The sequence below is a fragment of the Bradyrhizobium sp. CCGB12 genome (assembly GCF_024199845.1).
GTDB lineage: Bacteria > Pseudomonadota > Alphaproteobacteria > Rhizobiales > Xanthobacteraceae > Bradyrhizobium.
The window spans coordinates 2,945,342-2,968,559 of sequence record NZ_JANADO010000001.1; the positions used below are offsets into that span (position 1 = coordinate 2,945,342).

The following is a 23,218-nucleotide window of genomic DNA, read 5'->3' on the forward strand; positions in this document are numbered from 1 at the left end:
AATTCCTTACGCGGCATCCTCGAACTGGGCATAGCCGGACGCTTCCAGCTCCAGCGCCAGTTCCTTGTCGCCGCTCTTCACGACGCGGCCCTTCGACATCACGTGCACGAAATCAGGCACGATGTAGTTGAGCAGCCGCTGATAATGGGTGATCACGACCATCGCGCGCCCCGGCGAGCGCAGCGCGTTGACGCCGTCCGCCGCGATGCGCAGCGCGTCGATGTCGAGGCCGGAATCCATCTCGTCGAGGATGCACAGGCTCGGCTCGAACAGCGCCATCTGCAGCACCTCGTTGCGCTTCTTCTCGCCCCCGGAGAAGCCGACATTGACGCCGCGCTTGAGCATGTCCTGCGGAATGTTCAGCGACTTCGAGACCTCGCGGACCTTCTTCAGAAAGTCCGGGGTCGAATATTCGCTTTCGCCGCGCGCCTTGCGCTGCGCATTCAGCGCGGTGCGCAGGAAATTCATGGTGGCAACGCCGGGAATCTCGACCGGATACTGGAACGCCAGGAACACGCCCTTGGCGGCGCGCTCGTCCGGCGACATCTCCAGGAGATCCTCGCCCTTGAACAGGATCTGGCCGTCGGTGACCTCGTAGCCGGGCTTGCCGGCGATGACGTGCGAGAGCGTCGACTTGCCGGAGCCGTTCGGCCCCATGATCGCGTGCACCTCGCCCTCGTTCACGGTCAGCGTCAGCCCGTGGAGGATCTCACGTTCCTCGACACGAACCTTCAGGTCTTTCACTTCAAGCAAAGCCATCTTGTTTTTCCATCTATCCCCTCATCCTGAGGAGCGCCGAAGGCGCGTCTCGAAGGAATGAGGCCACAATCGTTCCGGTATCCATCCTTCGAGACGGCCGCTTGCGCGGCCTCCTCAGGATGAGGTCCGAGCTATCCGACCGACCCTTCGAGCGAGATCGAGATCAGCTTCTGCGCTTCCACCGCGAACTCCATCGGCAGCTGCTGCAGCACGTCCTTGACGAAGCCGTTGACGACGAGGCCGACGGCTTCTTCCTGGGACAGGCCACGCTGGACGCAGTAGAACAACACGTCCTCGGAGATTTTTGAGGTCGTCGCCTCGTGCTCGAACGTCGCCGACGAATTCTTCGCTTCGATGTACGGCACGGTGTGCGCGCCGCACTTGTCGCCGATCAACAGCGAATCACAGGCGGTGAAGTTGCGCGCGCCGGTCGCCTTACGATGCGCGGTGACGAGGCCGCGATAGGTGTTCTGCGATTTGCCGGCGGCGATACCCTTGGAGATGATCCGGCTCGACGTGTTCTTGCCGAGATGGATCATCTTGGTGCCCGAATCGACCTGCTGGAAGCCGTTCGAGATCGCGATCGAGTAGAACTCACCGCTCGAATTGTCGCCGCGGAGAATGCAGCTCGGATATTTCCAGGTGATGGCGGAGCCGGTCTCGACCTGGGTCCAGGAGATCTTGGAGCGGTTGCCACGGCAGTCGCCACGCTTGGTGACGAAGTTGTAGATGCCGCCCTTGCCTTCCGAATTGCCGGGATACCAGTTCTGCACCGTCGAATATTTGATCTCGGCATCGTCATGCGCGACGAGCTCGACCACGGCCGCGTGCAGCTGGTTCTCGTCGCGTTGCGGTGCGGTGCAGCCTTCGAGGTACGAAACGTAGGAGCCCTTGTCGGCGATGATCAGCGTACGCTCGAACTGACCGGTGTTGCGCTCGTTGATGCGGAAATAGGTCGACAGCTCCATCGGGCAGCGCACGCCCGGCGGCACGTAGACGAACGAGCCGTCGGAGAACACCGCGGAGTTCAGCGTCGCGTAGAAATTGTCCGACGTCGGTACCACCGAGCCCAGATATTTCTGCACCAATTCAGGGTGCTCGCGGATCGCCTCCGAGATCGGCATGAAGATCACGCCGGCCTTCTTCAGCTCCGCCTTGAAGGTGGTCGCAACCGAGACCGAATCGAACACAGCATCGACCGCGATCTTGCGGCGGGCGGGATCTTCTTCGCCGGGCTTGGGCTCGACGCCTTCGAGCATGGCGACCTCCCGCAAGGGGATGCCGAGCTTCTCGTAGGTCTTCAGGATCTCCGGATCGATCTCGTCCAGTGAGGTGACCGTCTTCTTCGGCTTCGGCGCCGCGTAGTAATAGAGGTCCTGGAAGTCGATCTTGGGATAATCGACGCGCGCCCAGGTCGGCTCGGTCATGGTCAGCCAGCGCCGATAGGCCTCAAGCCGCCACTGGAGCATCCAGGCGGGTTCGTTCTTTTTCTGCGAGATGAATTTTACGATCTCTTCCGACAGCCCCTTGGGGGCCTTCTCGGAGTCGATCAGGGTTTCAAACCCATAACGATACTGGTCGACGTCGATGCGCTTCACGCGCTCGACCGTCTCTTGTACGGCTGGCATTCCATCCTCCGCTCGCGGTTTCAAGGACCGCGGTGGATCAAATTCGGACGAGTATTACGATGTCTCTTACGATGTTTTTTGGCGGAAAGCACGTGCTTAGAACCGTTCAAGCCGTGTTTCGTCGCTCAACCCTTAAGTAGGGTATTACCAAGCTTTCGCCAAGCCTCTAACGCCCTATTGATGTCATCCGGTTCCGTGGACCAGCCCAGACTGAGACGCACCGCTCCTTGGGCCGTGATGGGATCGCAGCCCATCGCCGACAGCACGTGGGACGGCTGGACTTTGCCGGAGGAACAGGCCGAGCCGGAGGACACGGCAATCCCTTCGAGATCGAAGCCGATCACGGCGGTCTCGGCCTTCAGGCCGGGCGCGGTGAAGAGAATGGTGTTCGGCAACCGCTCGACGTCATCCGAGAAAATCGTCGCATTGGCGATCGCGCGAATGCCATTTTCCAAGCGATTCCTGAGGGTTGCCATCCGCTCTATATCCTCCGGCAGAGCCTGAAGCGCGACCTTCACGGCCGCGCCAAAGCCAGCGATCCCGGCGACATTCTCGGTTCCCGCACGGCGGTTGAGCTCCTGCCCGCCGCCCCGCAGCACGGGCTCCAGTCCTGCGATCCCCTCGGCCACCACAGCAGCGCCGACCCCCTTGGGACCGCCGACCTTGTGTGCAGAAAAGGTCGCAACGTCCGAGCCTATAATCCTAATGTCAAAAGGGATTTTACCCAACGCCTGGATCGCGTCGACGTGCAGGAGGCCGCCGGCCTCGTGGACGATCTGTGCGGCCTCTGCGACCGGCTGGAGCGCGCCCGTCTCGTTGTTAGCCGCCATGATCGAGACCAGCGCCGGGGGGCCGCCGGCGAGCAGCGCCCGGAGGTGATTGAGATCGACCACGCCGGAAGGCGTGACCCGGATCTGACCGATGCCGTCGACCGGGAACCGGCCGCCTACTAGGATCGAGGGATGTTCGACGGCCGAGACCAGCAACCGCTCGACGGGACCACCGGACGGGCCCTTCAGGCCAGGTGACAGCGCCAGCGCATTGGCCTCGGTTCCAGCGGAGGTAAAGACGACGTTCCGTGGCAGCGCTCCCACCGCCGCGGCCAATGTGGCCCGGGAGTCCTCGACCAGCCGCCGCGCCTCGCGCCCCTCGGCATGGACGGAGGACGGATTGCCGATCAGCTCCCAGGCGGCCAGCATCGCTGCGCGCGCCTCGGTGCGCAGCGGCGTGGTCGCATTCCAGTCGAGATAGACGCGGCTCGGCATGGCGCCCTCTTAGCACCTTTTGCCATCGCGCCAATCGGCCGCCGCCGCACATCACGCCAGCTGCTGAGCGATCCCGGCCGGGGAACGGAGCTCCGTCCGCAGTCCGAACAACGGACGCAGCCAGGAGATCCGCCGCACGATCTCGTAAGTGACAAAACAAGTGAGTGCGGTGCCGGATATCACGATGGCGGCTTCGCTTCCGGCTGACAGCCCACTGCCCCGCAGCATGTGCGCAATCATGATGATCGCGGTCTGATGCACGATGTAAAAGGGAAAGATTGCGTCGGTGAGATAGCGGCGCGCGGGACCATCGGCCGTCAGATGGCGCCGCGCGAATCCGAGCACAGCCGCCATCGCGATCCATTGGTAGCAGCCATAGGCCGAGCCAGCGATCCATCGCAGCATCGGCGACCGTGGAAACACGCCAGCATAAACGAGGATGAACGCGGTGAAGCAAGCAGCCGCAACGGCCAACGCCACCCACCGTTGCCGCTCGACGTCGCGCCAGACACTTTCCTGGCGAGCCAGAAGCAAGCCGATCAGGAACGCGGTCGCGTAGTCCGCGTGATTGTACCAGTCGCCGAACAGCGCGTGCGTCGACGGGAAGCTCGGGAACAGAAACAGCCGCCAGGCCGCGAACAACAGGCACGGCAGCACCAGCAGCCGCGGTCCAGCGAGCGCGACTGCCAGCCTCTCGCCAAGCCAATCTGCGGCAGCCGGCCACAATGCCAGCACGCCAATCAAGGCGATCGTGTAGACCCAGAGATAGACCACGAACCAGAGATGGTTCCAGGTCGGCTGCACGATGCAGGGGTTCGGGCAGAACTGCGAGCTGAAGGCCAGATAGTGGTGAACATAGAAATCGGCAAAGCCCTGGAGGTAAGAGCTTTGGGGGTAGCCGAGGCTCTCGACGATCTGGAGATAGGATTGCGGCGGCACGATCACGAGCATGCCGAAGGCCAGCGGGATCAAGAGACGCGCCGATCGCGCACGCGCGAAGGCGGCAAGGCGGTACTTTCCCAACATGAAGCGGGTGGCCACCCCGGAGACCAGGAACAGCAGCGACAGCCGCCAGGGATTGAGGAACAGCATCACCGGCTCGAGCCAGGTGAGCCTGTGCACGCTCTTGATGTGAAATCCCCAGGACACGTAGAGCATGCCGACGTGGTAGAAGATCAAGAGCCCGAAGGCTAAAATCCGCACCCAATCCAGATCGATGCGCCGTTCCGAGGCCGAAAGTTGATGCGGTGTTGACATGGTTCTCTGCTCCCTGACGGCACGACAAACCCGGTTTTCGGGCCATGGCTGAGAGCCACAATGCCCCCGAGACGGAGCGCGTCGAGGCGGTTTGGGATCAGGACCGGGCGCGAAGGGACGAGGCGCCGCCGGCTGGGACGAGCGGTTGGCGCGGCGGGATCAGTGGCGACTGGACGACGTTCGGTGCGATTGCGGGCGTCGCGCTCGCGATTGGCATCGTCAATGCACTCTCCGGCGCCCAGGACGCCGCCTGGCGGGGCGGCAGCTCCGATGTCGGCCGGCGGCTGTTCTGGGAGCTGACAAGCATCATCGTCATCCTGCTGCTGGTGCCGATCCTAGTCATGGCCATCAGGCGCATGCGGCAGGCACAGGCCCTGGCGGCACGCGCTGCAATCGGAGCAGCCGCCCTGCTCGGCTTCTCCGCCCTCCACATCGCCGGTATGGTGTGGTTCCGGAAATTGGCGCTCTGGCTGGCAGGCGGTGCCTACGACTTCCATTTCTCGCTCGCGACGGTCCTGTACGAGTTCCGCAAGGATGTAGTGACCGGCGTCCTGATCGGAGCAACGCTCTGGCTGATCGAAAGCCGGCGTGAGCTGCGCAAGGCGGTTCTCGCTGCCGCGTCCATACCGACCGCGCCGTCGGAGCAAGCGTTCCCCGATCTGATCTGGCTCAGGGACGGCACAAGCCGCATTCGCGTCGCACCGCGCGACATCCTGTGGGTCACCTCCGCCGGCAACTACATCGAATACAGCCTCGCCAACGGTACGCAGCACCTGATCCGCGGCACGCTCGCCGCGACCGAAAGCGAGCTCGCCCGCTTCGCCATCGTGCGCGTTCACCGGACCAGGCTTGCCAATCTCGGCCGGGTGAGTGGCGTGGAGTTCAAGCCGTCAGGAGATTTCGAGCTCACGTTCGACAATGGGCAGACGCTTGGCGGCAGCCGCCGCTATCGGCCCGCCGTCGCGGCGCTCGGAAGCCGCACCGCACCGGTGTGAATCGCCGCCGGGATCGCGCAGCAGTAGATAAACAATCGTGATTCCAATTGGTTGGCCCGATGTGTTCGATCCGGACAGTGGCTCCGCTGCCGGCACGTGGCATCGGGATGATCCGGCTAAGCTCTTGAGCCCATTGGCAGATGTCGAAGATGCTTGCTTTTTGACCCTGTGCCTATGTTAGAACCCGCACCGTCAAGTCACCGCGCGTCGTCAGCGCATCACCGCTACGCGCGCCCTCTCACCCTTCATTCGCGCTTTCGTCGGCATCTGCCGATGAGGCCACAATCGGTTGATTGCCAAGGACCGTCCTCCAGGAATCAATCAAGAGATCATCGATGCCTGAAGTCATTTTCACCGGCCCTGCTGGCCGTCTCGAAGGCCGCTATCATCCGGCCAAGCAGAAGAACGCGCCGATCGCGATGATCCTGCATCCGCATCCGCAGTTCCACGGCACGATGAACCATCAGATCGTGTACCAGTGCTACTACGCATTCGCACATCGCGGCTTCTCCGTGCTTCGCTTCAACTTCCGCGGCGTCGGCCGCAGCCAGGGCTCGTTCGACCACGGCACCGGCGAATTGTCGGACGCGGCGGCAGCGCTCGACTGGGCCCAGACCATCAATCCCGAAGCACGCGCTTGCTGGGTCGCCGGCTTCTCCTTCGGCGCCTGGATCGGCATGCAGCTCCTGATGCGCCGCCCCGAGGTCGAGGGCTTCATCTCGATCGCGCCGCCCGCCAATCTCTATGACTTCTCGTTCCTCGCGCCCTGCCCGTCGTCGGGTCTGATCGTGCACGGCGAGAAGGATGCGGTGGTGCCGCCCAAGGACGTCAACACGCTGGTCGAGAAGCTGAAGACGCAGAAGGGCATCGTGATCGACCAGCAGGTCATCCCGGGCGCCAACCACTTCTTCGACGCCAAGCTCGAGCCGCTGATGGAAACCATCACCGCCTATCTCGACATGCGCCTCGCCAACGTGCGGTAGACCTTGTAGCCCGGATGGAGCGAAGCGAAATCCGGGACAGCCGTTGCTTGTGGCAAGACCCCGGATTGCGCTTCGCTCCATCCGGGCTACGAAACCGCGGCGCGGTGGCTCAAGCCAGCTTGAGCGCAACGATCCCCATCAAGACGAGCGCGATGCCCGCAAGCTTCATCGCGCTCAAGGTCTCGCCGAACAGCACGACGCCCATGACAAACGTGCCGGCAGCACCGATGCCGGTCCACACCGAATAGGCGACGCCGACATCGAGCACCTTCAAGGCACGTCCCAGCAGGAAGACAAAGGCGGCGAGCAGCACGAGTGAAGCAATGCTCCACCCCGTCCGCGTGTAGCCTTCGGCATATTTCATCGAGATCGCCCAGCCGACATCGAGCGCGCCGGCGATCACCAGCAACAGCCAAGCCATGGGTTGAGACATCGTGCGCGCTCAGGCCGCGAGCTTGAGCAGATGCGCGTCGTGCCGCACCAGGAAGGCGCGGAGCAATTGCGGATAGTCTTCGCCGACGGCAGTGCGGACGCTCGGGCGCTTCGCTAGCTCGGCGCGCCATGCACGGACCTTCGGCACATCGCGGAAGATGCCATGCTCGGTCAGCTCGTCGAACAGATCGAAATAACGGAAGACAGGTGCGAACACGGCGTCGACCAAACTGAACTGTTCGCCGGCAAAGAATGGGCCTGCGCCGAGCGCGGCCTCCACGCGAACGAATTTCGCCACAAGCGCCTGACGCTTGCTCTCGTACGTCACAGGCTCGGTCGTTGTCTCCAGCCCCCAGAGATCGCCAAGGATGGCCGAGCCGAACTCCATCCAGGCGCGATGCTCGGCACGCACCAGCGCATCCGCCGGATGCAGCTTCGCGCCGCCTTGCGTCTCCTCGATGTATTCGCAGATCACGTTGCTCTCGAACAGCGCGACCTCGCCCTTCTCCGTCGTCACCACCAGCACCGGCACTTTGCCGAGCGGCGAGAGTTTCAGGAACCAGTCGGGCTTGTTGGCGAGATCGATATCGACCCGCTCGAACGGCACGCCCTTCTCCTTCAGCGCGATCACCGCGCGCTGCACATAAGGGCAAAGCTTGTGGCTGATGAGTTTCAGTGAAGCGGTCATGGCAAATGATCCCGGCGTTAGATGCAGCTGCATCAAATATAGATGCATTTGCATGTAGGCGTCAAGATCAATGCATCTGCATGAACTGCCTGTGATCTTCAGGGCCGCGCGATCACCCCGCCCGTCATCGGCATCGGCACGCCCGTGGTGGCCGGGTAGGACAGCGGCAGCCCCTTCAAGCCGCGCGCGGCGAGGAAGCCGAAGGCCTGGGCCTCGATGGCGTCGGAGGCCCAGCCGAGTGCCTCGGCGGCCTCGACGGTGGCCGAGCCCACCCGCTCCCGCAGCATGCGCAGCATGGTGAGGTTGCGGGCGCCGCCGCCGCAGACGATCCAGCTGCGCGGCCGCCGTGGCAGCAGCGAAATGATCCGGCCGATCGCGGCTGCAGTGAAGGCTGTGAGAGTTGCCGCACCGTCGGCCGGTGCGACGTCGCCGAGCCTCAAGGCGGCGAAGTCGTTGCGGTCGAGTGATTTCGGCGGGGGCGCAGCGAAGAACGGCAGCTGCAGCGCCCGCGCGATCCAGGCTTCATCCACCTTGCCGAGCGCGGCGAATTTTCCTTCCGCATCGAACGCCTGGTTCATGGTGCGGTACATGAAATCGTCGAGCAGCGCGTTGCCGGGCCCGGTGTCGCAGGCGATCAGCGTATCGTTGCCGTCGATATAGGTGATGTTGGAGACGCCGCCGATATTGACCACGACGATCGGCCCTTCGCGCGCCAGCGAGTTGGCGAGCGCGCGGTGATAGACCGGCACCAAGGGCGCGCCCTGCCCGCCGGCCTCGACGTCGGCAGCGCGGAAATCATGCATCACCGGAATATGGATCGCCTTGGCCAGCGCCGGCGCATCGCCGATCTGCACCGTCAGCCGCTTTTCGGGCCGGTGCAGCACCGTCTGGCCGTGGAAGCCGACGATGTCGATATCCTCCGGCTTCATGCGGTTTTGGGCGATGAAGGCGGCCACCGCTTCGGCATGAGCCTGCGTCACGGCGCGCTCGGCTTCGGCCAGAACGCCTTGCCGGGAATCGCGCTGCGACAGGTGCACGGCTTCGCTCAAGGCCTGGCGCAGCAGATTGCGCTCCGGGGGGCCATAGGGCCGGTAGCCGGACGGTCCGAACGCCTTCACCTGCTTTCCGTCGGTTTCGATCAGCGCGACATCCACCCCGTCCAGCGAGGTGCCGCTCATCAAACCGAGTGCCGTCAACATCATGGATCAGCGTCCTCAACAGACCCGCTCTGGCATGCCGATCTTGTGCCAGAGGGACACATCTTATAATGCCACAGCGCCAAATGGCGGGCGGCAATCGAGTTCCCACGGAAGATCCTTAAATTGCCCCCAAAACAGTAAACCAAGAATTGTCAGGCACGCCGACAAATGACTGCATTTAAATCGGATTTCCTCAATACCCTGCAGGAACGTGGATTCATCCATCAGTGCTCCGATTTCGAGGGGCTGGACGCGCTCGCCGCCAAGGGCGAAGCGACCACCTATGTCGGCTACGATTGCACCGCCCGCTCGCTGCATATCGGCAACTACCTGACCATGATGATGCTGTACTGGCTCCAGCAGTCCGGCAACAAGCCGATTACGCTGATGGGCGGGGGCACCACCATGGTGGGCGATCCCTCCGGCAAGGACGAGACGCGCGCAATGCGCACGGTCGCCGAGATCGAGGCCAACAAGGAATCGATCCGCGGCGTGTTCGCAAAGGTGCTGCATTACGGCGAGGGCAAGAGCGACGCCGTCATGCTCGACAATGCCGAGTGGCTGACCAAGCTGAACTGGATCGAGATGCTGCGCGACGTCGGCCGGCACTTCTCGGTCAACCGCATGCTGACCATGGATTCCGTGCGGCTTCGCCTTGAGCGCGAGCAGGAGATGAGCTTCATCGAGTTCAACTACATGGTCTGCCAGGCCTACGACTTCGTCGAACTCGCCAGGCGCACCGGCTGCCGCTTGCAGATGGGCGGCTCGGACCAGTGGGGCAACATCATCATGGGCGTCGATCTCGGCCGCCGCATGGGCACCCATCAGCTGTTCGCGCTGACGACGCCGCTGCTGACGACCGCGTCCGGCGCCAAGATGGGCAAGACCGCGCAGGGCGCGGTCTGGCTCAACGCCGACCAGTTCGCGCCGTATGATTTCTGGCAGTACTGGCGCAACACCGAGGACGCCGACGTCGGCAAATTCCTGAAGCTGTTCACGACGCTGCCGATAGCTGAGATCAAGAAGCTCGAGGCGCTCGGCGGCTCGGAGATCAACGAGGCCAAGAAGGTGCTGGCGACCGAGGCGACCGCGCTGCTGCACGGCCGCGATGCCGCGAACGAAGCCGCCGAAACCGCGCGCCGCACCTTCGAGGAAGGCGCGCTCGCCGAAAGCCTGCCGACGGTGGAAATTCCGCGCGGCGAACTGGACGCCGGGCTCGGTGTGCTCAACGCCTTCGTCAAGGCGGGCCTCGTCGCCTCCAACGGCGAAGCCCGACGCCAGATCAAGGGCGGCGGCCTGCGTGTCAACGACGAGCCCGTCACCGACGAGAAGATGATGCTCACACCGGCCGATCTGACGCCGGAGGGCGTCATCAAGCTGTCCTTCGGCAAGAAGAAGCACGTCCTCATCAGGCCCGCATAGCCGTATGAGCTTTTGATGCTTGTCAGGGCGCGCCGAAGCGCGCTCCCTGACTGCAATGGACCAGAACACGCCCAGCAGGGAAATGAACGGGGATCGCGTTGTGGCGACGCCGCAAAGCGCCGTGCGCATCGCGCTCACTGTCCTCGCGCTCTGCTTCACACTGGCTGTGCTCGGCCGCGGGCTCGGCGACAGCTTTACGGTGTTCCTGAAGCCGATCTCCGAGAGCTTCGGCTGGGATCGCGCGCAGATCGTCTCGGTCTATTCCCTCACCTGGCTCGCGAGCGGTCTCACTGCACCCTTCGTCGGACGCCTGTTCGACCATTCCGGACCGCGCATCGTCTATGCGGTCGGCCTGTTGCTTCTCGGCGCGGCGTTCCTGATCGCGGCCCACGCACAGCAGCTCTGGCAGTTCCAGCTCTCGATCGGCCTCTGCGTCGGCATCGGCGTCGCCTTCATCGGCATCGTGCCGAACTCGATCCTGCTCGGCCGTTGGTTCGGGCCCCGCCTGCCGACCGCGATGTCGGTGGTTTACTCGGCGATGGGCGGCGGCGTGCTGGCGCTGCTGCCGGCATCGCAGCTCCTGATCGATCACATCGGCTGGCGCGGCACCTACGAGCTGTTCGGCTTCGTGGCTCTGGGCCTGCTGCTGCCGCTCATGCTGCTGCCGTGGCGGCTGTTCGCTGCCGGCTCGCCCCATGTCCTGAAGAAGACCGATCCTGACTTCGTCGACAATGGCTGGACGCTCCTCCGCGCCATGCGGCACCACGCGTTCTGGGCGCTGTTCTCGACCTTCTTCTTCACTGCGGTCGGCATGTATGCGATCGCCGCGCAGATCGTGGCCTACCTGATCGATGCCGGGTTTCCGCCGCTCCAGGCCGCAACCGCCTGGGGCTTCTCCGGCGTCGTGCTGGTGTTCGGCATGTTGGGGGTCTCCGCCCTCGATGGCCTGATCGGGCGCCGGCCATCCGTGCTGCTCAGCTACGCGATCTCGATCCTCGGCATCTTCCTGCTCTGGCTGCTGCAGTACCATCCGAACATCCTTCTGCTCACCGGCTTCGTGGTCTGCTTCGGCAGCATGATGGGCTCGCGCGGCCCGCTGATCAGCGCCACCGCGATGAGGATCTTCCAGGGCAAGCGGGTCGGCACCATCTACGGCACCATCTCGATCGGCAGTGGCCTCGGCTCCGCGTTCGGCTCCTGGAGCGGCGGCCTGATTCATGATGCGACGCACGGCTACAACGCATTGCTCGTCTTCGCGCTTGCGAGCGTGGTGCTGGGGATGATTCCGTTCCTGGTCGTGCCCGCCTTGCGGCGCTAGGTCTCTCAGGGGTAACTTGAGCGCATTCGCGTAACCGGCAAACTACGGACGAGCACGAGGTGGACACGTGCAAAAATGGCGTATCGCGCGCGGCTGAAAGCCGAGCCTGCGCTGTTTTGTCCGACATGACAAAAATGTCAGCGCGGAATTGCTCCTGGGTGGCTTGCGAGGCGGAACCGAATGCGGTCCAAGTCGCGCATTGGATGGAGGGCACAAACCAATGGACTTTCCCTATCTCACTCGCTTTCAACCGGTTCTTCTGAGCCTGTTTCGCTTCATCACCGGTCTCTTGCTGTTCCAGTACGGCGTCGCCAAGCTGTTCAAGTTTCCGGTGCTCCCCTACTTCGCCAATATCCCGCCGCTGATCTACGCGGCCGGCACGCTCGAGCTCGTGCTCGGCGCGCTCCTGATGCTCGGCCTGTTCACTCGCCTCACGGCCTTCATCCTCTCGGGTGAAATGGCCTTCGCCTACTTCATGGGCCACATGTTCAAGGGCGAGACGCCGGTGTTCCTGCCGCTGCTCAACGGCGGCACCGCCGCGATTCTGTTCTGCTTCGCCTGCCTCTACCTCGCGGCAGCCGGCGGCGGCTCGGTCAGCGTCGATGCCGCGATGGGCAAGGACAGCGACGCAGCCTACGCGCGGCGCTGACGCACTCGCGGATTCCAAGGAAAGACCGGCACCGGCGAATTCGCCGGTGCCGGCTCAGCGCGCGCCCAGCACGTTCCAGATCAGAACGAGCGCCGCCACGAGCAGCACGGACATGACGATGCGGTGGACGAATCGATTCATCGCCGCCCCGGCCCGGCTCGATCACAACCAAAATCCAGCATCATCTTTCTCCGCGACCTGACGCGCCACGTGCAGGCAAGGCGCGTTGTGTCTGCACATTTGCGCATGTGGCTGCGAACGCTGCGTGCGTGGCAGCCCATCGCACGCGTCCGTTCATGATTGGTAAGAACTTCATGCTACCGACGCGAGCAATAACAATCATTCCATAGGGGCTGCGATGAAGCTGCTGAGTCATCTCAAGATCCGCACCAAGCTCGCCAGCATGGTCTGTCTCGCGGCGCTCACGGTTACCGCCATCATCGGGGTATCGGCGGTGCTCAGCAAGAGCCGCATGATGGAGGATCGCGTCCAGCAGATGCGGACCGCGGTAGAACTCCTCTACAACTACGCTCAATCCCTCCAAGACGAGGTGACCGCCGGCAAGATGACGCAAGCGGAGGCCAAGGCGCAGTTCCACGAGCGCGGTCGCCGCATGAGCTTCAACGGCGGCCAAGGCTACCCCGTCGTCTACAACGCCGACACGTCGCTTCTCGTCAACGGCGCCAACCAGCAGCTCGAGGGCAAGATCACCGGCGCGAAAGACTCCAACGGCGTCCTGATCGCCGACGCCATCATCAAGGCCGGCACTGAGACCGCGCAGGGCGGCGTGACCTCCTATCTCTATCCCCGTCCCGGTCAGACCGAGCCGGTCCGCAAGACCGTGTTCACGCGCAGGTTCGCGCCCTGGAACGTGACGATCAGCTACGGCCTCTATGTCGACGACATCGACGCCGATGCGCGCGCGCTGACGCTGGAGCTGGCCGCGATCGGTGTCGCCCTGATGTTGCTGATGGCGGCGCTGTCCTGGCTGATCGCCCGCGACGTGCTCAGCGCGCTCGACCGCCAGAAGAACCGCATGCAAGAAATCGCGGACGGCGCCATCGACAAGCCGGTCGAGGAGACCAACCGCGGCGACGAGATCGGCCGCATGGCCGAGACGCTCGAAGTGCTCCGGCAAACCGCACTGACGGCGCGCGCGCTGGAAGCCGAACAGATCGCCACCAAGATGCGCGCCGAGCAGGAGAAGCGCGACGCCCTGATCGCGCTCGCCGACCGCTTCGATGCCTCGGTCGGCCAGCTCGTCGGCCTGATGGCCTCCGGCTCCGGCGAGCTCGAGACCACCGCCAAGTCGATGTCGTCGACCGCCGAAGGCACCAACCGCCGCGCCGCCGTGGTCGGCTCCGCCGCCACCGAGGCCAGCCAGCGCGTCCAGACCGTCGCGGCTGCCGCCGAGGAACTGTCCTCCTCCATCACCGAGATCAGCCGTCAGGTCGCGCAATCCGCCGAAGTCACGGGACGCGCGGTCGACAGCGCCCGCCGTACCGACACCATCGTGCGCGCGCTCTCCGACGGTGCCCAGCAGATCGAGCACGTCGCCGAGCTGATCTCCAGCATCGCGGCGCAGACCAATCTGCTCGCCCTCAACGCCACCATCGAGGCCGCGCGCGCGGGCGAAGCCGGTCGTGGCTTTGCCGTCGTCGCCTCCGAGGTGAAGTCGCTGGCGAGCCAGACCGCGGAAGCCACCCGCGAGATCGGCGACAAGATCGCGCAGATCCAGGGCGCGACCAAAGAGGCCGTGGACGCGATCGGCGGCATCACCGCCACCATCGAGGAGGTCAGCCGCATCGCCACCTCGATCGGCGCCGCGATCGAGGAGCAAGGCGCCGCCACCGCCGAGATCGCCCGCAGCGTCTCGCAGACCGCGGAGGCGACCAGAGAGGTCACCACCAATATCGGCGGCGTCAGCACGGCCGCGAACGAGACCGGCAGCGCCGCCGGCATGGTGCTCGCGGCGGCCTCGAGTCTCTCCAAGCAGGCCGAACAGCTCTCCGGCGAGGTCGGGACGTTCCTCGCAGGCGTGCGCGCGGCGTAAGCTGCTCTTCGACCTCAGGACGTTTGGCGCGAAGGCGTCGCCACATTCGTTATGGCCGGGCATAGCCGTCCGAAGGTCGGCGTCGCTTTCGCTCGCCTATGGTCCCGGCCATCCACTTTTTTGCCGGGGCCGCCCGAAGAACGTGGATGCCCGGGCCTTCGCCTCGCCGAAGCGGCTTCGGCCGCGCAGGCGGGACAAGCCCGGGCATGACGAACACTTGGAAATGTTGGCGGATTATCGCCGTGCGAGGTTGCAACCGCTCGACAGCTGACGCGCCGATCCGGTCGAGCCGTCGTTCGACTGCGAGGGGAATTCCTCGAACGGCGAGTTCTGCTTGCCGGTATTGAATTCGAAGATCTTGCGGAACAGGCCCGGCGCCATCGCCGAGATCGGATTGACGCGCATCACGGGGGCGGCCGGGGTGCCGACGACCTCGTAGGTGACGCCGATCAGCCCCTCTTTGTCGCCGCCGCCGAGGAAGATGCCGAACAACGGGATCTGGCCAAAGATGTTGTTGACGCCATACATCGGCACGAAGGTGCCGCTCATGCAGACCTGGTTGCCGGGATAGTCGATCGAGCCCTCGATGGTGGCGCCGATCATCGGCCCCTTCACGACGCCGTCACGGATCGTCAGCGCGCCGTTCTGCCGCGTGAACTCGGCGCGCAGTGCGCTGAAGGAGACGCCGTTGCCGGTACCGTTGGGCGCGCCGGCGGCAACGCGCTCGAGCTGTGCCTCGCCCTTCACCGTGAAGTCGCGCACGTTGATGAGGCCTTCGCGGGGCGCGTTCGGCTCGGATGTCGGCGGCTCCATCGCCACCACCATCTGGCCGCCGACTGCCTTGGTGTAGGTGTCGGTGAAGCGCAGCAGCGCGCCGGCATCGCTGGTCTGGAGGTAGATCACTTCGCGGTTGCCCTGGGCGCGGCCGCCGCGCAAATCGGCGGCCACTGGCGTGTCGCGGCCGATCTTGCCGCTCAGCGTAAAGGCCTTGATGGCGCCGTTGCGTTTCGACATCTTGGCATCGACGCTGCGCATGGCCTCGCCGTTGAAGCCGGCGACGGCACCGAGCTTCACGTCGATGTCGAAATCGACGTTCTTCAGCTTGCTCTTGCTGTCGTCCTTGGAGTTGCCCGAGATCGCCGATTTCAGGAAAGCGCGGCCGTCGAACACGTCGCCACGCATGGTGCCGCGCACGACGCCTTCCTGGCTGCGCTCCACCTTCAACGATGCCTTGTCGCCGTCGGATGGCGCGTAGGTCGGGAAATTCGCGCTCATGAGATCGCCATTCGCATCGACCTCGAGCGAACCCTTGATCGAGGCGCCGCCGCCTTCGATGACGATGTCCTCGAAACGCGTCGATTGCGCCGTCGGCACCACCTTGAAGCTGGCCTTTCCGGACTTGCCCGGCAGCTTGACCCAGCCGGGCAGGATGTTGTCGAGCTTGACCGAGGTCAGGTCGGCCTCGACGCCGAGCTTCGTCGTCTGATCCGCATTGCTCGCGATCTTGCCCGACAGCTTGATCGGCAGCGATCCGCTGACGGCGGGGCTGAGATCGAACCCCAGACGCGCGCGGCTGGCATCGTCCAGCGTCGCCTGCAGGCGGACATCCGCGTCGCCCTCGGCCGGCTTGCGATAGTCGAGCGAGGCCGCCTGCCCGTTGATCTTGACGTCGCCCTTGACCTGATAGCCCTGGTTATTGGCGATGATCTTGAGATTGTTGGCCTCCAGCTTCTGGTTCATCACCAGCTTGTCGGCGGCAAAGCCGTTGAGGTCGGCAGTCACGGCATAGGTGGTGTCGGCCTTGGTCAGCTCGCCCTTGACCGGCATGCCGAGCTGGATGTTCGCCGAGAACGTCCCCTTGCTGGTGTTGGGATCGACGACGGTCGACGACAGATCGCTCAGGCGATCATTGGAGAGCATTTCGGCCGCCGCGGGCACCGGTCCGTCGACGCGAAACTTCGTCCGCGACGGCGACGGCTTGGGCGCCATGTCCGGCACCTCGAAGGTGAAGTCGGAAATCGTGATCTTGCGGCCGGCGGGCGTATCGGCAATCCCTTGCGCGATGTTCACGGTCGCGGTGCGGCCGGTCACGCGCGCCTTCAGATCGGCATCATGCACCACAGGCATGCCGTCCACGGGACGTACCGCGACGCCGCTCGCCACGATGTTGACCGACAGGCCGTCGTCAGGGATCGGGGGCCCCTTGCGCGGAAGGTTCTTCGTCGGCGAGTTGACGCCGATCTCGATGCGCTGGAGCGTGCCGCGCTCGATCCGCTCGATCACCCATTCGCGCAGCTCCGGGACGACGAGCGTCGGCCACATCCGCTTCAGCGCGGAGGCCGACATCGGCGTCCCCGCAAAGCCGAGCGTCAGCCGCGGCTCGCCCGAATAGTCGATCGCACCGGTGCCGGCGACTCCGATCTCGCCGTTGCTGATATCGGCCTGCGTCAGCAAGAGCCGCTTGTGGTCGGTGTCGAAGCGGAAGCCGATCGCAATGCGGTTGAAGACGAGCGGCGGCTCGTTGTCGATGCCGCCCAGCAAGATCGAACCGCCGCTGAAGCCGAGCTGCCAATCATTGATGGTGCCGTTCGGTGGCTCCAGATGCGCCAGCAGCGTCAGGCGGTTCGCGCCGGAGAGGATCTTGAATGGTGCGACCAGCACCCGCCGGTTCGCGTCCCATTCGACGTTGATCTCGGCCTGGTCGATCGCCATCGGGTAGTCGGGCGTGTCGGTATCGATGATATTGCCCGCACCGACCGCGATCTTGCCGCGGAAGAAGGTCGGCACCCCGTCGCGGCCGAGCTCGCCCTTGAGCTCGCCGGTCAGCGGCAGATCGGCGGTATAGGTGAGATCCTTGACCCGCAACGCCAGCAGGATGTTGGAGGTCGAGACCTTGTCGGCGCGGATGTCGACCGAGCGCACGCCGTTCTCGGCCGGCCCGATCGTGGCGCGCAGCATCCACGGGCGCGCGCCCTCCTCGCCGAGACTGAGCGCCACGCCGCCACGGCTCGGCCGGCGCAAGCTGAGCGTGATGTTCTCGAACGACCATTTGCTGCCGCGCTGCTGATCGTCGACGATCAGATTGCCGTTCTTCAGACCGATCTCGTTGAGGTTTTGACCGTCGAGGCCGGTCATGCTCAGGCTGTCGAGCCAGTCGAGGCCCTGAAGAATACCGCTCTGTGCGGTTGTCTGGGGAGCAGCCTGGGACGTGTCCGGGCTGGCAGGCGCTGTGGCGAATGGCGGCGGCGGCACGCCATTGCGGGGGAATGTCGGGGGCAGGCCGGCATCCTTCTTGGAAGCAACGCCGGTTGCCAACGGCTTTGCGGTGTCACCCGCCGAGACCGTGACTGTGCCGTCAGGCGCGATGCGGATCGCGAGCTCGGCATCGACGAGATTGAGGCTTTCCGCGCGCAGATGCCCCATGAGGAGACCCGCGCCCGACAGCTTCACCTCGGCCTTTGGCGCACTGGCGACGATGGCGTGATCGCTGTCGCGAACGATGATGTCGCGGATGCGGACGGCGATACGAATTCGCCCGGCCCGCTCGATCTGGGTGCCACCGATCTCCACGGTGTTGCCGTGGCCGATATTGTCCTCGATGGCGGCTGCCAGCCATGGGGTCGCGATATCGAGATTGATGGGACCGGCGCCGAGCCGCCACCACAGCGCACCGAAACAGCCGACGAAGATGACGACCACGGCCCCGACGACCATGGTGAAGCGCTTCAACCAGCGGTCGGCGACCAGCCAGCGGCGCAACGCCCCAAACGCGTCACCGAAACGATAGATACCGGAATTGGAACGCGACAACAGCCGGCGCGCGCGATGGCCCGCCGCTTCCTCCTGATCCGGATCCCAATCGGCCTCGTCCCATTCCTGCGGCTGTGGTTGACCGCCGCGCCGATCGAAGTCCCGCGTGTAATCCTGGGGCGACTTATTCCTTGCCATTGCCTCTCGATAAAGGCGCCCATCGTAGGATTGAGCGCCGCCGGGACCGCAGCCGTCGATGGGGAGCGAGGGCCCCCGCGCCGGCACTGCCGCCATACCTCGAATATTCCTGCTGTTCGTCATTTCGCCCCGGGAGCGCGTTCAACGAGCAGTGGGGTGGTGCGTGGAATTCCTTGTAACCATACTCCGGCGTCGTCAGACTTGCCCAGCCGAGGGCGCGATTCCGGCACACCGGACGAGAGCTGCAATACCGCTTTGGTTGACCTGCCGAAAGCGACGAAAGGAAGGCGTATGTCCAAGAAATCCCGAAAGAAATCGTCCAAAACGCCCTCCGGCAGTCCGACGGCTAAGAAGAAGGCCCTGAAAACGCGGGCACCGACTCAAACAAAGTCCGCGAAGACACAGCGGGCACCGGCGAGCAAATCAGCCGGGACCATAGCAAAAGCAGGATCACATAAGGCCGCATCGAAACAGTTAAATTCTTCCAAGTCGACCGCGGCCGCGAAGTCCGGCCTGGCCGAAGGCCAGAAGGCTCCCGCTTTCCGCCTGCCCCGCGACGGCGGCGATGTCGTCACGCTGGCGGACTATGCCGGACAAAAGCTCGTCCTGTTCTTCTACCCCCGCGCCGACACGCCCGGCTGCACCAGGGAGGCCATCGACTTCACTCGGCTGGCAGACGCCTTTGCCGCCGCCGGCACGGCCGTACTCGGCATCTCCGCCGATCCGTTAAAGGCCCAGGAGAAATTCCGCGACAAGCACAAGCTCGGCGTCCCCCTCATGTCGGATGAGACACATGAGATGCTGGAGGCCTATGGCGCGTGGGGCGAAAAGTCCATGTACGGCAAGAGCTTCCTTGGAATTCTTCGCACCACGGTGCTGGTGGGGAGCGACGGCAGCGTGGCCAGGGTCTGGCGCAATATCCGGGTCGACGGTCATGCCGACGAGGTGCTTGAAGCGGCAAGAAGTCTTTAACCAGACCTTTAAATTCGAATGTTCCCGTTTCCGGAAAATTAACCATGACCGGCCCAGATTGCTGCGGCAATTAGGCCGTACGGACTCATCCGACCGGCGCGGGAGTGCCGATGTCGAAAAGTTCTGCCCAACACTCGCAGCACCCCCAGCATCATCCTCACGACCACGGAAGGGCCTTCCATCGCCGTCCAGCTGCCGTAGCGGTTGCGATTCCCCTTCCCGCGACCGACGACGCCTACACCATCGTCCACGCCGGCAAGCAGGTCCGCTTCGGGCCCGTGGTGTTCTGGATCGTGGTCGGCACGGTGGTGTTGCTCGGACTGTGGTCGGCGGCGACCGCCACCTATTTCGCCTTCCGCGACGACGTCCTGACCCGGTTGATCGCGCGCCAGGCCGAGATGCAATACGCCTATGAAGACCGCATCGCCGAACTGCGCGCCAAGGTCGACCGCACCACCAGCCGACAGCTGCTCGACCAGGAACAGTTCGACCAGAAGCTCGACCAGATCATGAAGCGCCAGACGGCGCTGGAGTCCCGGGCCACGGCGCTCGGCGCCATGCCTGACGTGACCGGATCGATCCCGCGCGCGACGCCTCAGCGCGGTGACGCCGGCCAGAACGCGATGCAGGGCACGCCGAAGCCGTCGCCGATCAGCGACACCGTGATCTTCGTGGCGCCCCCGGACCGCGAAGCGCGACTCGAGTCGCGCGCGCCCACCGTCGCGGCGCCGCCGACCAACCAATTCGCCAAGAACCAGGGCTTCGACAACGTCCTGGTCCGGCTCACGACCTCGCTTGATCAGGTCGAGCGGCGCCAGATGGCGGCGCTCAACGCCGCCGAGGAAGGCATGGATTCACGCATGCGCCGGATGCGCGGCGTCGTCAGCGATCTCGGCCTCAACCTCGCCAATCTCGAAGCCGCCGTACCCCGCAGCGCGATGGGCGGACCTTTCGTACCGGTCAAATTGACGCCCAACGCCGGGCCATTCGAGAAGCAGCTCTATCGCATCAACACCACGCGCGCCGAGTTGGACCGTCTCAATCGCACCCTGGCGCTGGTGCCGTATCGCAAGCCCGTCATCGGCGAGGTCGAGTTCACCTCCGGCTTCGGCGTGCGCAGCGATCCTTTCCTCGGCCGGCCCGCGATGCATACCGGGCTCGACTTCCGCGCCGCCACCGGCGATCCCGTTCGCGTCACAGCCAATGGCAAGGTGGTCTCCGCCGGCTGGTCCGGCGGTTACGGCCGCATGGTCGAGGTCGATCACGGCAACGGGCTTTCGACCCGCTATGGTCATCTCTCCGAGATCAACGTGAAGGTCGGCGAGATCGTGAAGATCGGCCAGGTGGTCGGTCTCGTCGGTTCGACCGGCCGTTCCACTGGTCCGCATTTGCACTATGAGACCCGCATCGAGGGCGAAGCAGTCGATCCGCAGAAATTTCTGCGCGCCGGCGTGCGGCTCAGCGCAGGCTAGGCCCGCGCCGCTCTCTTCCGTAAGCGGCCCTTAGCGCCGGCCACCGCCCATCCCGCCTCCGGGACCACCAAAACCGCCACCACCCATTCCACCGCCGGGCCCCATCGGCCCGCCGGGCGAGCCCGTGCCGCCGGGTCCTGACGGACCGCCAGACCCTGAAGGCGCAGAGCCGGGCGTCGGACCGGGGCTCGATCCGGGCGCAGGCGCACCCGGCGCGCCGGGCTGGCCGCCGCCCGGCGTGACGACGCCGCGATCGGGATGCATGATCGAGCCGCCGGGCGACCGGTTGGGATGACCGGCACCACCCGGCGCCTGCATCGGCGATCCCGGAAATTGGCCGACGGCCTGCGCGGAGTCGACCTGAAGGCCGCGCGAACGGTCGAACACGCCGTTGACCACCATGCGCGCTTCGCCGGCGGCCGGGCCGAAGCGCGAGCCGTCATTGGCGATGAACCCGGATCCGAGCTGGAGGTTTGCGCCCACCCGCTGCACATAGGCCTCGATCGACAGGCGGCTGGCGCCAACGAGATCCGAAAAATCGTCGATCCGCGTGCGCGTGGCCTGCATCGCCCCCTGGCGCGCGCTGCCCTCGATCTGGACGCGCTGGCCGACGAGCAGGGGATCGACGCCGTTCAGCTTCAAGCCGCCGATTCGCAACCCGTCCGCCCCGCGCTCGACCAGACCCGTCACGCGCGCGGCCGCGTCGCGCCGCGGCTCGATCAAGCTTGCGACGATGACCCCGTCAGTACGGCGCAAGCCGTAGACGGCAACTTGCGTACCCGTGCGGAGCTTGCTCTCCTTGTCGCCGGCGACAATCTTCTGGCCGAGCACCGTGAGCTCGTTGTCCTTCACCTGTTCAATCGGACCAGAGACCTCGCTGGCGATCGTGATGTTGCGCGTGACGAGCGTGCCGTTGGCCTGACGGGTCGCAACCACGCGCGCGAGCTGGCCGATGCGCAGCGCCTTGGCGCTGGCCGCCTCGCCGTCGATCCGGACCGGAACGTCGCTCGCATAGGTGACGCGCTGGCCGTTGACGTAGATGCTGCCGAAACGCTGGATCACGCCGACGATCCCGGTGCCGCCGATGCCGTGATCATCGCCGCGCGTGATCCCGGTGCCACCGATGCCCTGATCGGTGCCGCGCTTGACCTGCGCATTGGCGATGGCCGTGCCGGCGAGCCAGAATCCCGCCAGCAGCAGGCGGCGGGAGATGAGCGGCGGCCGGCTCATGACGAAGCGCCCTCTTTGCCACCGTCCTTGCCGACCTCCTTCGCCACGCCCTCCTCATCGGCAGCTTCGCTATAGATGTAGATGCCGAAGTTCCAGCGGGCGTCGCCGCCCTTGTCCTTGGCGAGCGCCCGGTTGGCCTCGCGGTTGGCGGTTTTCAGCGCCTCCATGGCGAGCTCACGCGAGCGCGCTTCGAGCCGCCGCGCGAGCTTGGGCGAGATGTTGTTGTAGTGCACCGCCCGTTCGAGGAAGCGCGGCGCGGGCCCCGAGACGTTTTCCGCGGCGGCCGCGATATGGTCATGCAGATTGCGGCCGAGATAGTGCCATTTGCCGTCGTCCTCGCCGCTCGGCACGAAGGCGGCCTCGACCAGCTCGATCTCATCGGCGTCGTTGATGGTGACGAGCTTGCGGTCGATCCATTCGTCGAGCACCGCGCGCGGGCGCACGTCCTTGGTAACGGAGGCGACGAGCTGCTCGAACGAGGGCGCATCGCCCTCGGCGGTGCGCGGCAAAGGAAGCGGCTCGCCCTTGGCGTCGGTGAACGCAGGCGCGGCAAGCCAGCGCGCGATCACGGCACTGGTCAGCGACACCGCCGCCGGCGCCTCGTGCACGGGTGCGCCCGCGCCGCGCAGACGCGCCACCTCCTTGCGATGGATGCCGGTGAGCAGGCTGACCCGGCTGTCGGTCTGCTCCTTTCCTTCCAGGGCGAACTCGTGTTCGGCGACGTTGACGAAGAGCTCGCGAAGCAGCTGCGCCAGCGCCGGAAAGGTCATGCCGCTGCGGATGCACAGGCGCACGAGCGGGCGCAGCAGCCGCGCCAGCGGCGCGTGCAGCTTCCCGGCGGCATTCGGCTGCGGCGCCATCGGCTTGTCGGCCGACTTGTCAGCCTCCTTGGACCCGGACTTGGCATTCATGTCTGAATTGTACCGATGCCGCACGTGGGACACAATC

The 23,218-nt window shown here is 65.0% G+C and carries 18 protein-coding genes; 8 read left to right on the plus strand and 10 right to left on the minus strand.

The window, feature by feature from the left end; all coding sequences use genetic code 11:
* Positions 1-6: 6 nt before the first annotated feature.
* The 4 genes from sufC to NLM27_RS14200 all read right to left on the minus strand — a co-directional run bounded on the left by sufC (position 7) and on the right by NLM27_RS14200 (position 4,909).
* Positions 7-759 (minus strand): Fe-S cluster assembly ATPase SufC, encoded by a 753-nt coding sequence (sufC, locus tag NLM27_RS14185; RefSeq protein ID WP_254143889.1) that lies wholly within the window; start codon positions 757-759, stop codon positions 7-9.
* Positions 760-890: 131 nt separating this feature from the next.
* Positions 891-2,387 (minus strand): Fe-S cluster assembly protein SufB, encoded by a 1,497-nt coding sequence (sufB, locus tag NLM27_RS14190; RefSeq protein WP_254143890.1) that lies wholly within the window; start codon positions 2,385-2,387, stop codon positions 891-893.
* A 125-nt stretch (positions 2,388-2,512) separates the two neighbouring features.
* Positions 2,513-3,652 carry a cysteine desulfurase family protein gene (locus NLM27_RS14195; RefSeq protein WP_254143891.1) on the minus strand — a complete coding sequence of 380 codons (1,140 nt, stop codon included), beginning with the start codon at positions 3,650-3,652 and terminating at the stop codon, positions 2,513-2,515.
* Between the two features lie 51 nt (positions 3,653-3,703).
* Entirely contained in the window at positions 3,704-4,909 is a 1,206-nt protein-coding gene (locus tag NLM27_RS14200) for an acyltransferase family protein (protein ID WP_254143892.1), read from the minus strand.
* Between the two features lie 44 nt (positions 4,910-4,953).
* On the opposite strand from NLM27_RS14200, the gene NLM27_RS14205 reads away from it, so the two are divergent.
* Together NLM27_RS14205 and NLM27_RS14210 are read left to right on the plus strand one after the other, a co-directional pair.
* A complete protein-coding gene (locus NLM27_RS14205) occupies positions 4,954-5,904 on the plus strand; it encodes a LytTR family DNA-binding domain-containing protein (protein WP_254143893.1) in 951 nt (316 codons plus the stop codon).
* Positions 5,905-6,239: 335 nt separating this feature from the next.
* A complete protein-coding gene (locus NLM27_RS14210; RefSeq protein ID WP_014495555.1) occupies positions 6,240-6,887 on the plus strand; it encodes an alpha/beta hydrolase in 648 nt (215 codons plus the stop codon).
* A 109-nt stretch (positions 6,888-6,996) separates the two neighbouring features.
* Here the strand turns inward: NLM27_RS14210 and NLM27_RS14215 are convergent, their stop codons facing one another.
* From NLM27_RS14215 to NLM27_RS14225, 3 genes are all read right to left on the minus strand, one after another.
* Positions 6,997-7,320: a multidrug efflux SMR transporter gene (locus tag NLM27_RS14215; RefSeq protein WP_254143894.1), complete on the minus strand. Its 324-nt coding sequence runs from the start codon at positions 7,318-7,320 to the stop codon at positions 6,997-6,999.
* Between the two features lie 9 nt (positions 7,321-7,329).
* The gene (locus NLM27_RS14220) at positions 7,330-8,007 is read right to left on the minus strand and encodes a glutathione S-transferase family protein (RefSeq protein WP_254143895.1); all 678 of its coding nucleotides are present in this window, start codon (positions 8,005-8,007) and stop codon (positions 7,330-7,332) included.
* A gap of 98 nt (positions 8,008-8,105) precedes the next feature.
* A complete protein-coding gene (locus tag NLM27_RS14225) occupies positions 8,106-9,209 on the minus strand; it encodes an anhydro-N-acetylmuramic acid kinase (RefSeq protein ID WP_254143896.1) in 1,104 nt (367 codons plus the stop codon).
* A 165-nt stretch (positions 9,210-9,374) separates the two neighbouring features.
* Here NLM27_RS14225 and tyrS point away from each other — a divergent pair, with 165 nt between their 5' ends.
* The 4 genes from tyrS (at position 9,375) to NLM27_RS14245 (ending at position 14,648) form a co-directional block, all read left to right on the plus strand.
* On the plus strand, positions 9,375-10,628 hold the full coding sequence (tyrS, locus tag NLM27_RS14230) for a tyrosine--tRNA ligase (RefSeq protein ID WP_254143897.1): 1,254 nt from the start codon (positions 9,375-9,377) through the stop codon (positions 10,626-10,628).
* Between the two features lie 55 nt (positions 10,629-10,683).
* Positions 10,684-11,946 (plus strand): MFS transporter, encoded by a 1,263-nt coding sequence (locus NLM27_RS14235; RefSeq protein ID WP_254148823.1) that lies wholly within the window; start codon positions 10,684-10,686, stop codon positions 11,944-11,946.
* Positions 11,947-12,166: 220 nt separating this feature from the next.
* Positions 12,167-12,595: a DoxX family protein gene (locus NLM27_RS14240; RefSeq protein ID WP_254143898.1), complete on the plus strand. Its 429-nt coding sequence runs from the start codon at positions 12,167-12,169 to the stop codon at positions 12,593-12,595.
* A 358-nt stretch (positions 12,596-12,953) separates the two neighbouring features.
* Positions 12,954-14,648, plus strand: coding sequence for a methyl-accepting chemotaxis protein (locus tag NLM27_RS14245; RefSeq protein WP_254143899.1), 1,695 nt, complete (start codon positions 12,954-12,956; stop codon positions 14,646-14,648).
* A gap of 234 nt (positions 14,649-14,882) precedes the next feature.
* Here the strand turns inward: NLM27_RS14245 and NLM27_RS14250 are convergent, their stop codons facing one another.
* On the minus strand, positions 14,883-18,692 hold the full coding sequence (locus NLM27_RS14250) for a DUF3971 domain-containing protein (RefSeq protein WP_254143900.1): 3,810 nt from the start codon (positions 18,690-18,692) through the stop codon (positions 14,883-14,885).
* Between the two features lie 195 nt (positions 18,693-18,887).
* Between NLM27_RS14250 and NLM27_RS14255 the strand changes: the two genes are divergently transcribed.
* Together NLM27_RS14255 and NLM27_RS14260 are read left to right on the plus strand one after the other, a co-directional pair.
* Entirely contained in the window at positions 18,888-19,568 is a 681-nt protein-coding gene (locus tag NLM27_RS14255) for a peroxiredoxin (protein ID WP_254143901.1), read from the plus strand.
* A gap of 110 nt (positions 19,569-19,678) precedes the next feature.
* On the plus strand, positions 19,679-21,040 hold the full coding sequence (locus NLM27_RS14260; RefSeq protein WP_254143902.1) for a M23 family metallopeptidase: 1,362 nt from the start codon (positions 19,679-19,681) through the stop codon (positions 21,038-21,040).
* Between the two features lie 30 nt (positions 21,041-21,070).
* Here NLM27_RS14260 and NLM27_RS14265 read toward each other — a convergent pair whose 3' ends face one another.
* Together NLM27_RS14265 and NLM27_RS14270 are read right to left on the minus strand one after the other, a co-directional pair.
* Positions 21,071-22,270 carry a DUF5666 domain-containing protein gene (locus NLM27_RS14265; protein ID WP_254143903.1) on the minus strand — a complete coding sequence of 400 codons (1,200 nt, stop codon included), beginning with the start codon at positions 22,268-22,270 and terminating at the stop codon, positions 21,071-21,073.
* On the minus strand, positions 22,267-23,181 hold the full coding sequence (locus NLM27_RS14270; RefSeq protein WP_254143904.1) for a DUF6502 family protein: 915 nt from the start codon (positions 23,179-23,181) through the stop codon (positions 22,267-22,269). The genes NLM27_RS14265 and NLM27_RS14270 overlap by 4 nt, the downstream gene beginning before the upstream one ends.
* Positions 23,182-23,218: the final 37 nt, after the last annotated feature.

Coding starts and splice junctions, on each gene's coding strand:
- sufC (WP_254143889.1), bottom strand. CDS start 759: ATGGCTTTGCTTGAAGTGAAAGACCTGAAGGTTCGTGTCGAGGAACGT.
- sufB (WP_254143890.1), bottom strand. CDS start 2,387: ATGCCAGCCGTACAAGAGACGGTCGAGCGCGTGAAGCGCATCGACGTC.
- NLM27_RS14195 (WP_254143891.1), bottom strand. CDS start 3,652: ATGCCGAGCCGCGTCTATCTCGACTGGAATGCGACCACGCCGCTGCGC.
- NLM27_RS14200 (WP_254143892.1), bottom strand. CDS start 4,909: ATGTCAACACCGCATCAACTTTCGGCCTCGGAACGGCGCATCGATCTG.
- NLM27_RS14205 (WP_254143893.1), top strand. CDS start 4,954: ATGGCTGAGAGCCACAATGCCCCCGAGACGGAGCGCGTCGAGGCGGTT.
- NLM27_RS14210 (WP_014495555.1), top strand. CDS start 6,240: ATGCCTGAAGTCATTTTCACCGGCCCTGCTGGCCGTCTCGAAGGCCGC.
- NLM27_RS14215 (WP_254143894.1), bottom strand. CDS start 7,320: ATGTCTCAACCCATGGCTTGGCTGTTGCTGGTGATCGCCGGCGCGCTC.
- NLM27_RS14220 (WP_254143895.1), bottom strand. CDS start 8,007: ATGACCGCTTCACTGAAACTCATCAGCCACAAGCTTTGCCCTTATGTG.
- NLM27_RS14225 (WP_254143896.1), bottom strand. CDS start 9,209: ATGATGTTGACGGCACTCGGTTTGATGAGCGGCACCTCGCTGGACGGG.
- tyrS (WP_254143897.1), top strand. CDS start 9,375: ATGACTGCATTTAAATCGGATTTCCTCAATACCCTGCAGGAACGTGGA.
- NLM27_RS14235 (WP_254148823.1), top strand. CDS start 10,684: ATGGACCAGAACACGCCCAGCAGGGAAATGAACGGGGATCGCGTTGTG.
- NLM27_RS14240 (WP_254143898.1), top strand. CDS start 12,167: ATGGACTTTCCCTATCTCACTCGCTTTCAACCGGTTCTTCTGAGCCTG.
- NLM27_RS14245 (WP_254143899.1), top strand. CDS start 12,954: ATGAAGCTGCTGAGTCATCTCAAGATCCGCACCAAGCTCGCCAGCATG.
- NLM27_RS14250 (WP_254143900.1), bottom strand. CDS start 18,692: ATGGCGGCAGTGCCGGCGCGGGGGCCCTCGCTCCCCATCGACGGCTGC.
- NLM27_RS14255 (WP_254143901.1), top strand. CDS start 18,888: ATGTCCAAGAAATCCCGAAAGAAATCGTCCAAAACGCCCTCCGGCAGT.
- NLM27_RS14260 (WP_254143902.1), top strand. CDS start 19,679: ATGTCGAAAAGTTCTGCCCAACACTCGCAGCACCCCCAGCATCATCCT.
- NLM27_RS14265 (WP_254143903.1), bottom strand. CDS start 22,270: ATGAGCCGGCCGCCGCTCATCTCCCGCCGCCTGCTGCTGGCGGGATTC.
- NLM27_RS14270 (WP_254143904.1), bottom strand. CDS start 23,181: ATGAATGCCAAGTCCGGGTCCAAGGAGGCTGACAAGTCGGCCGACAAG.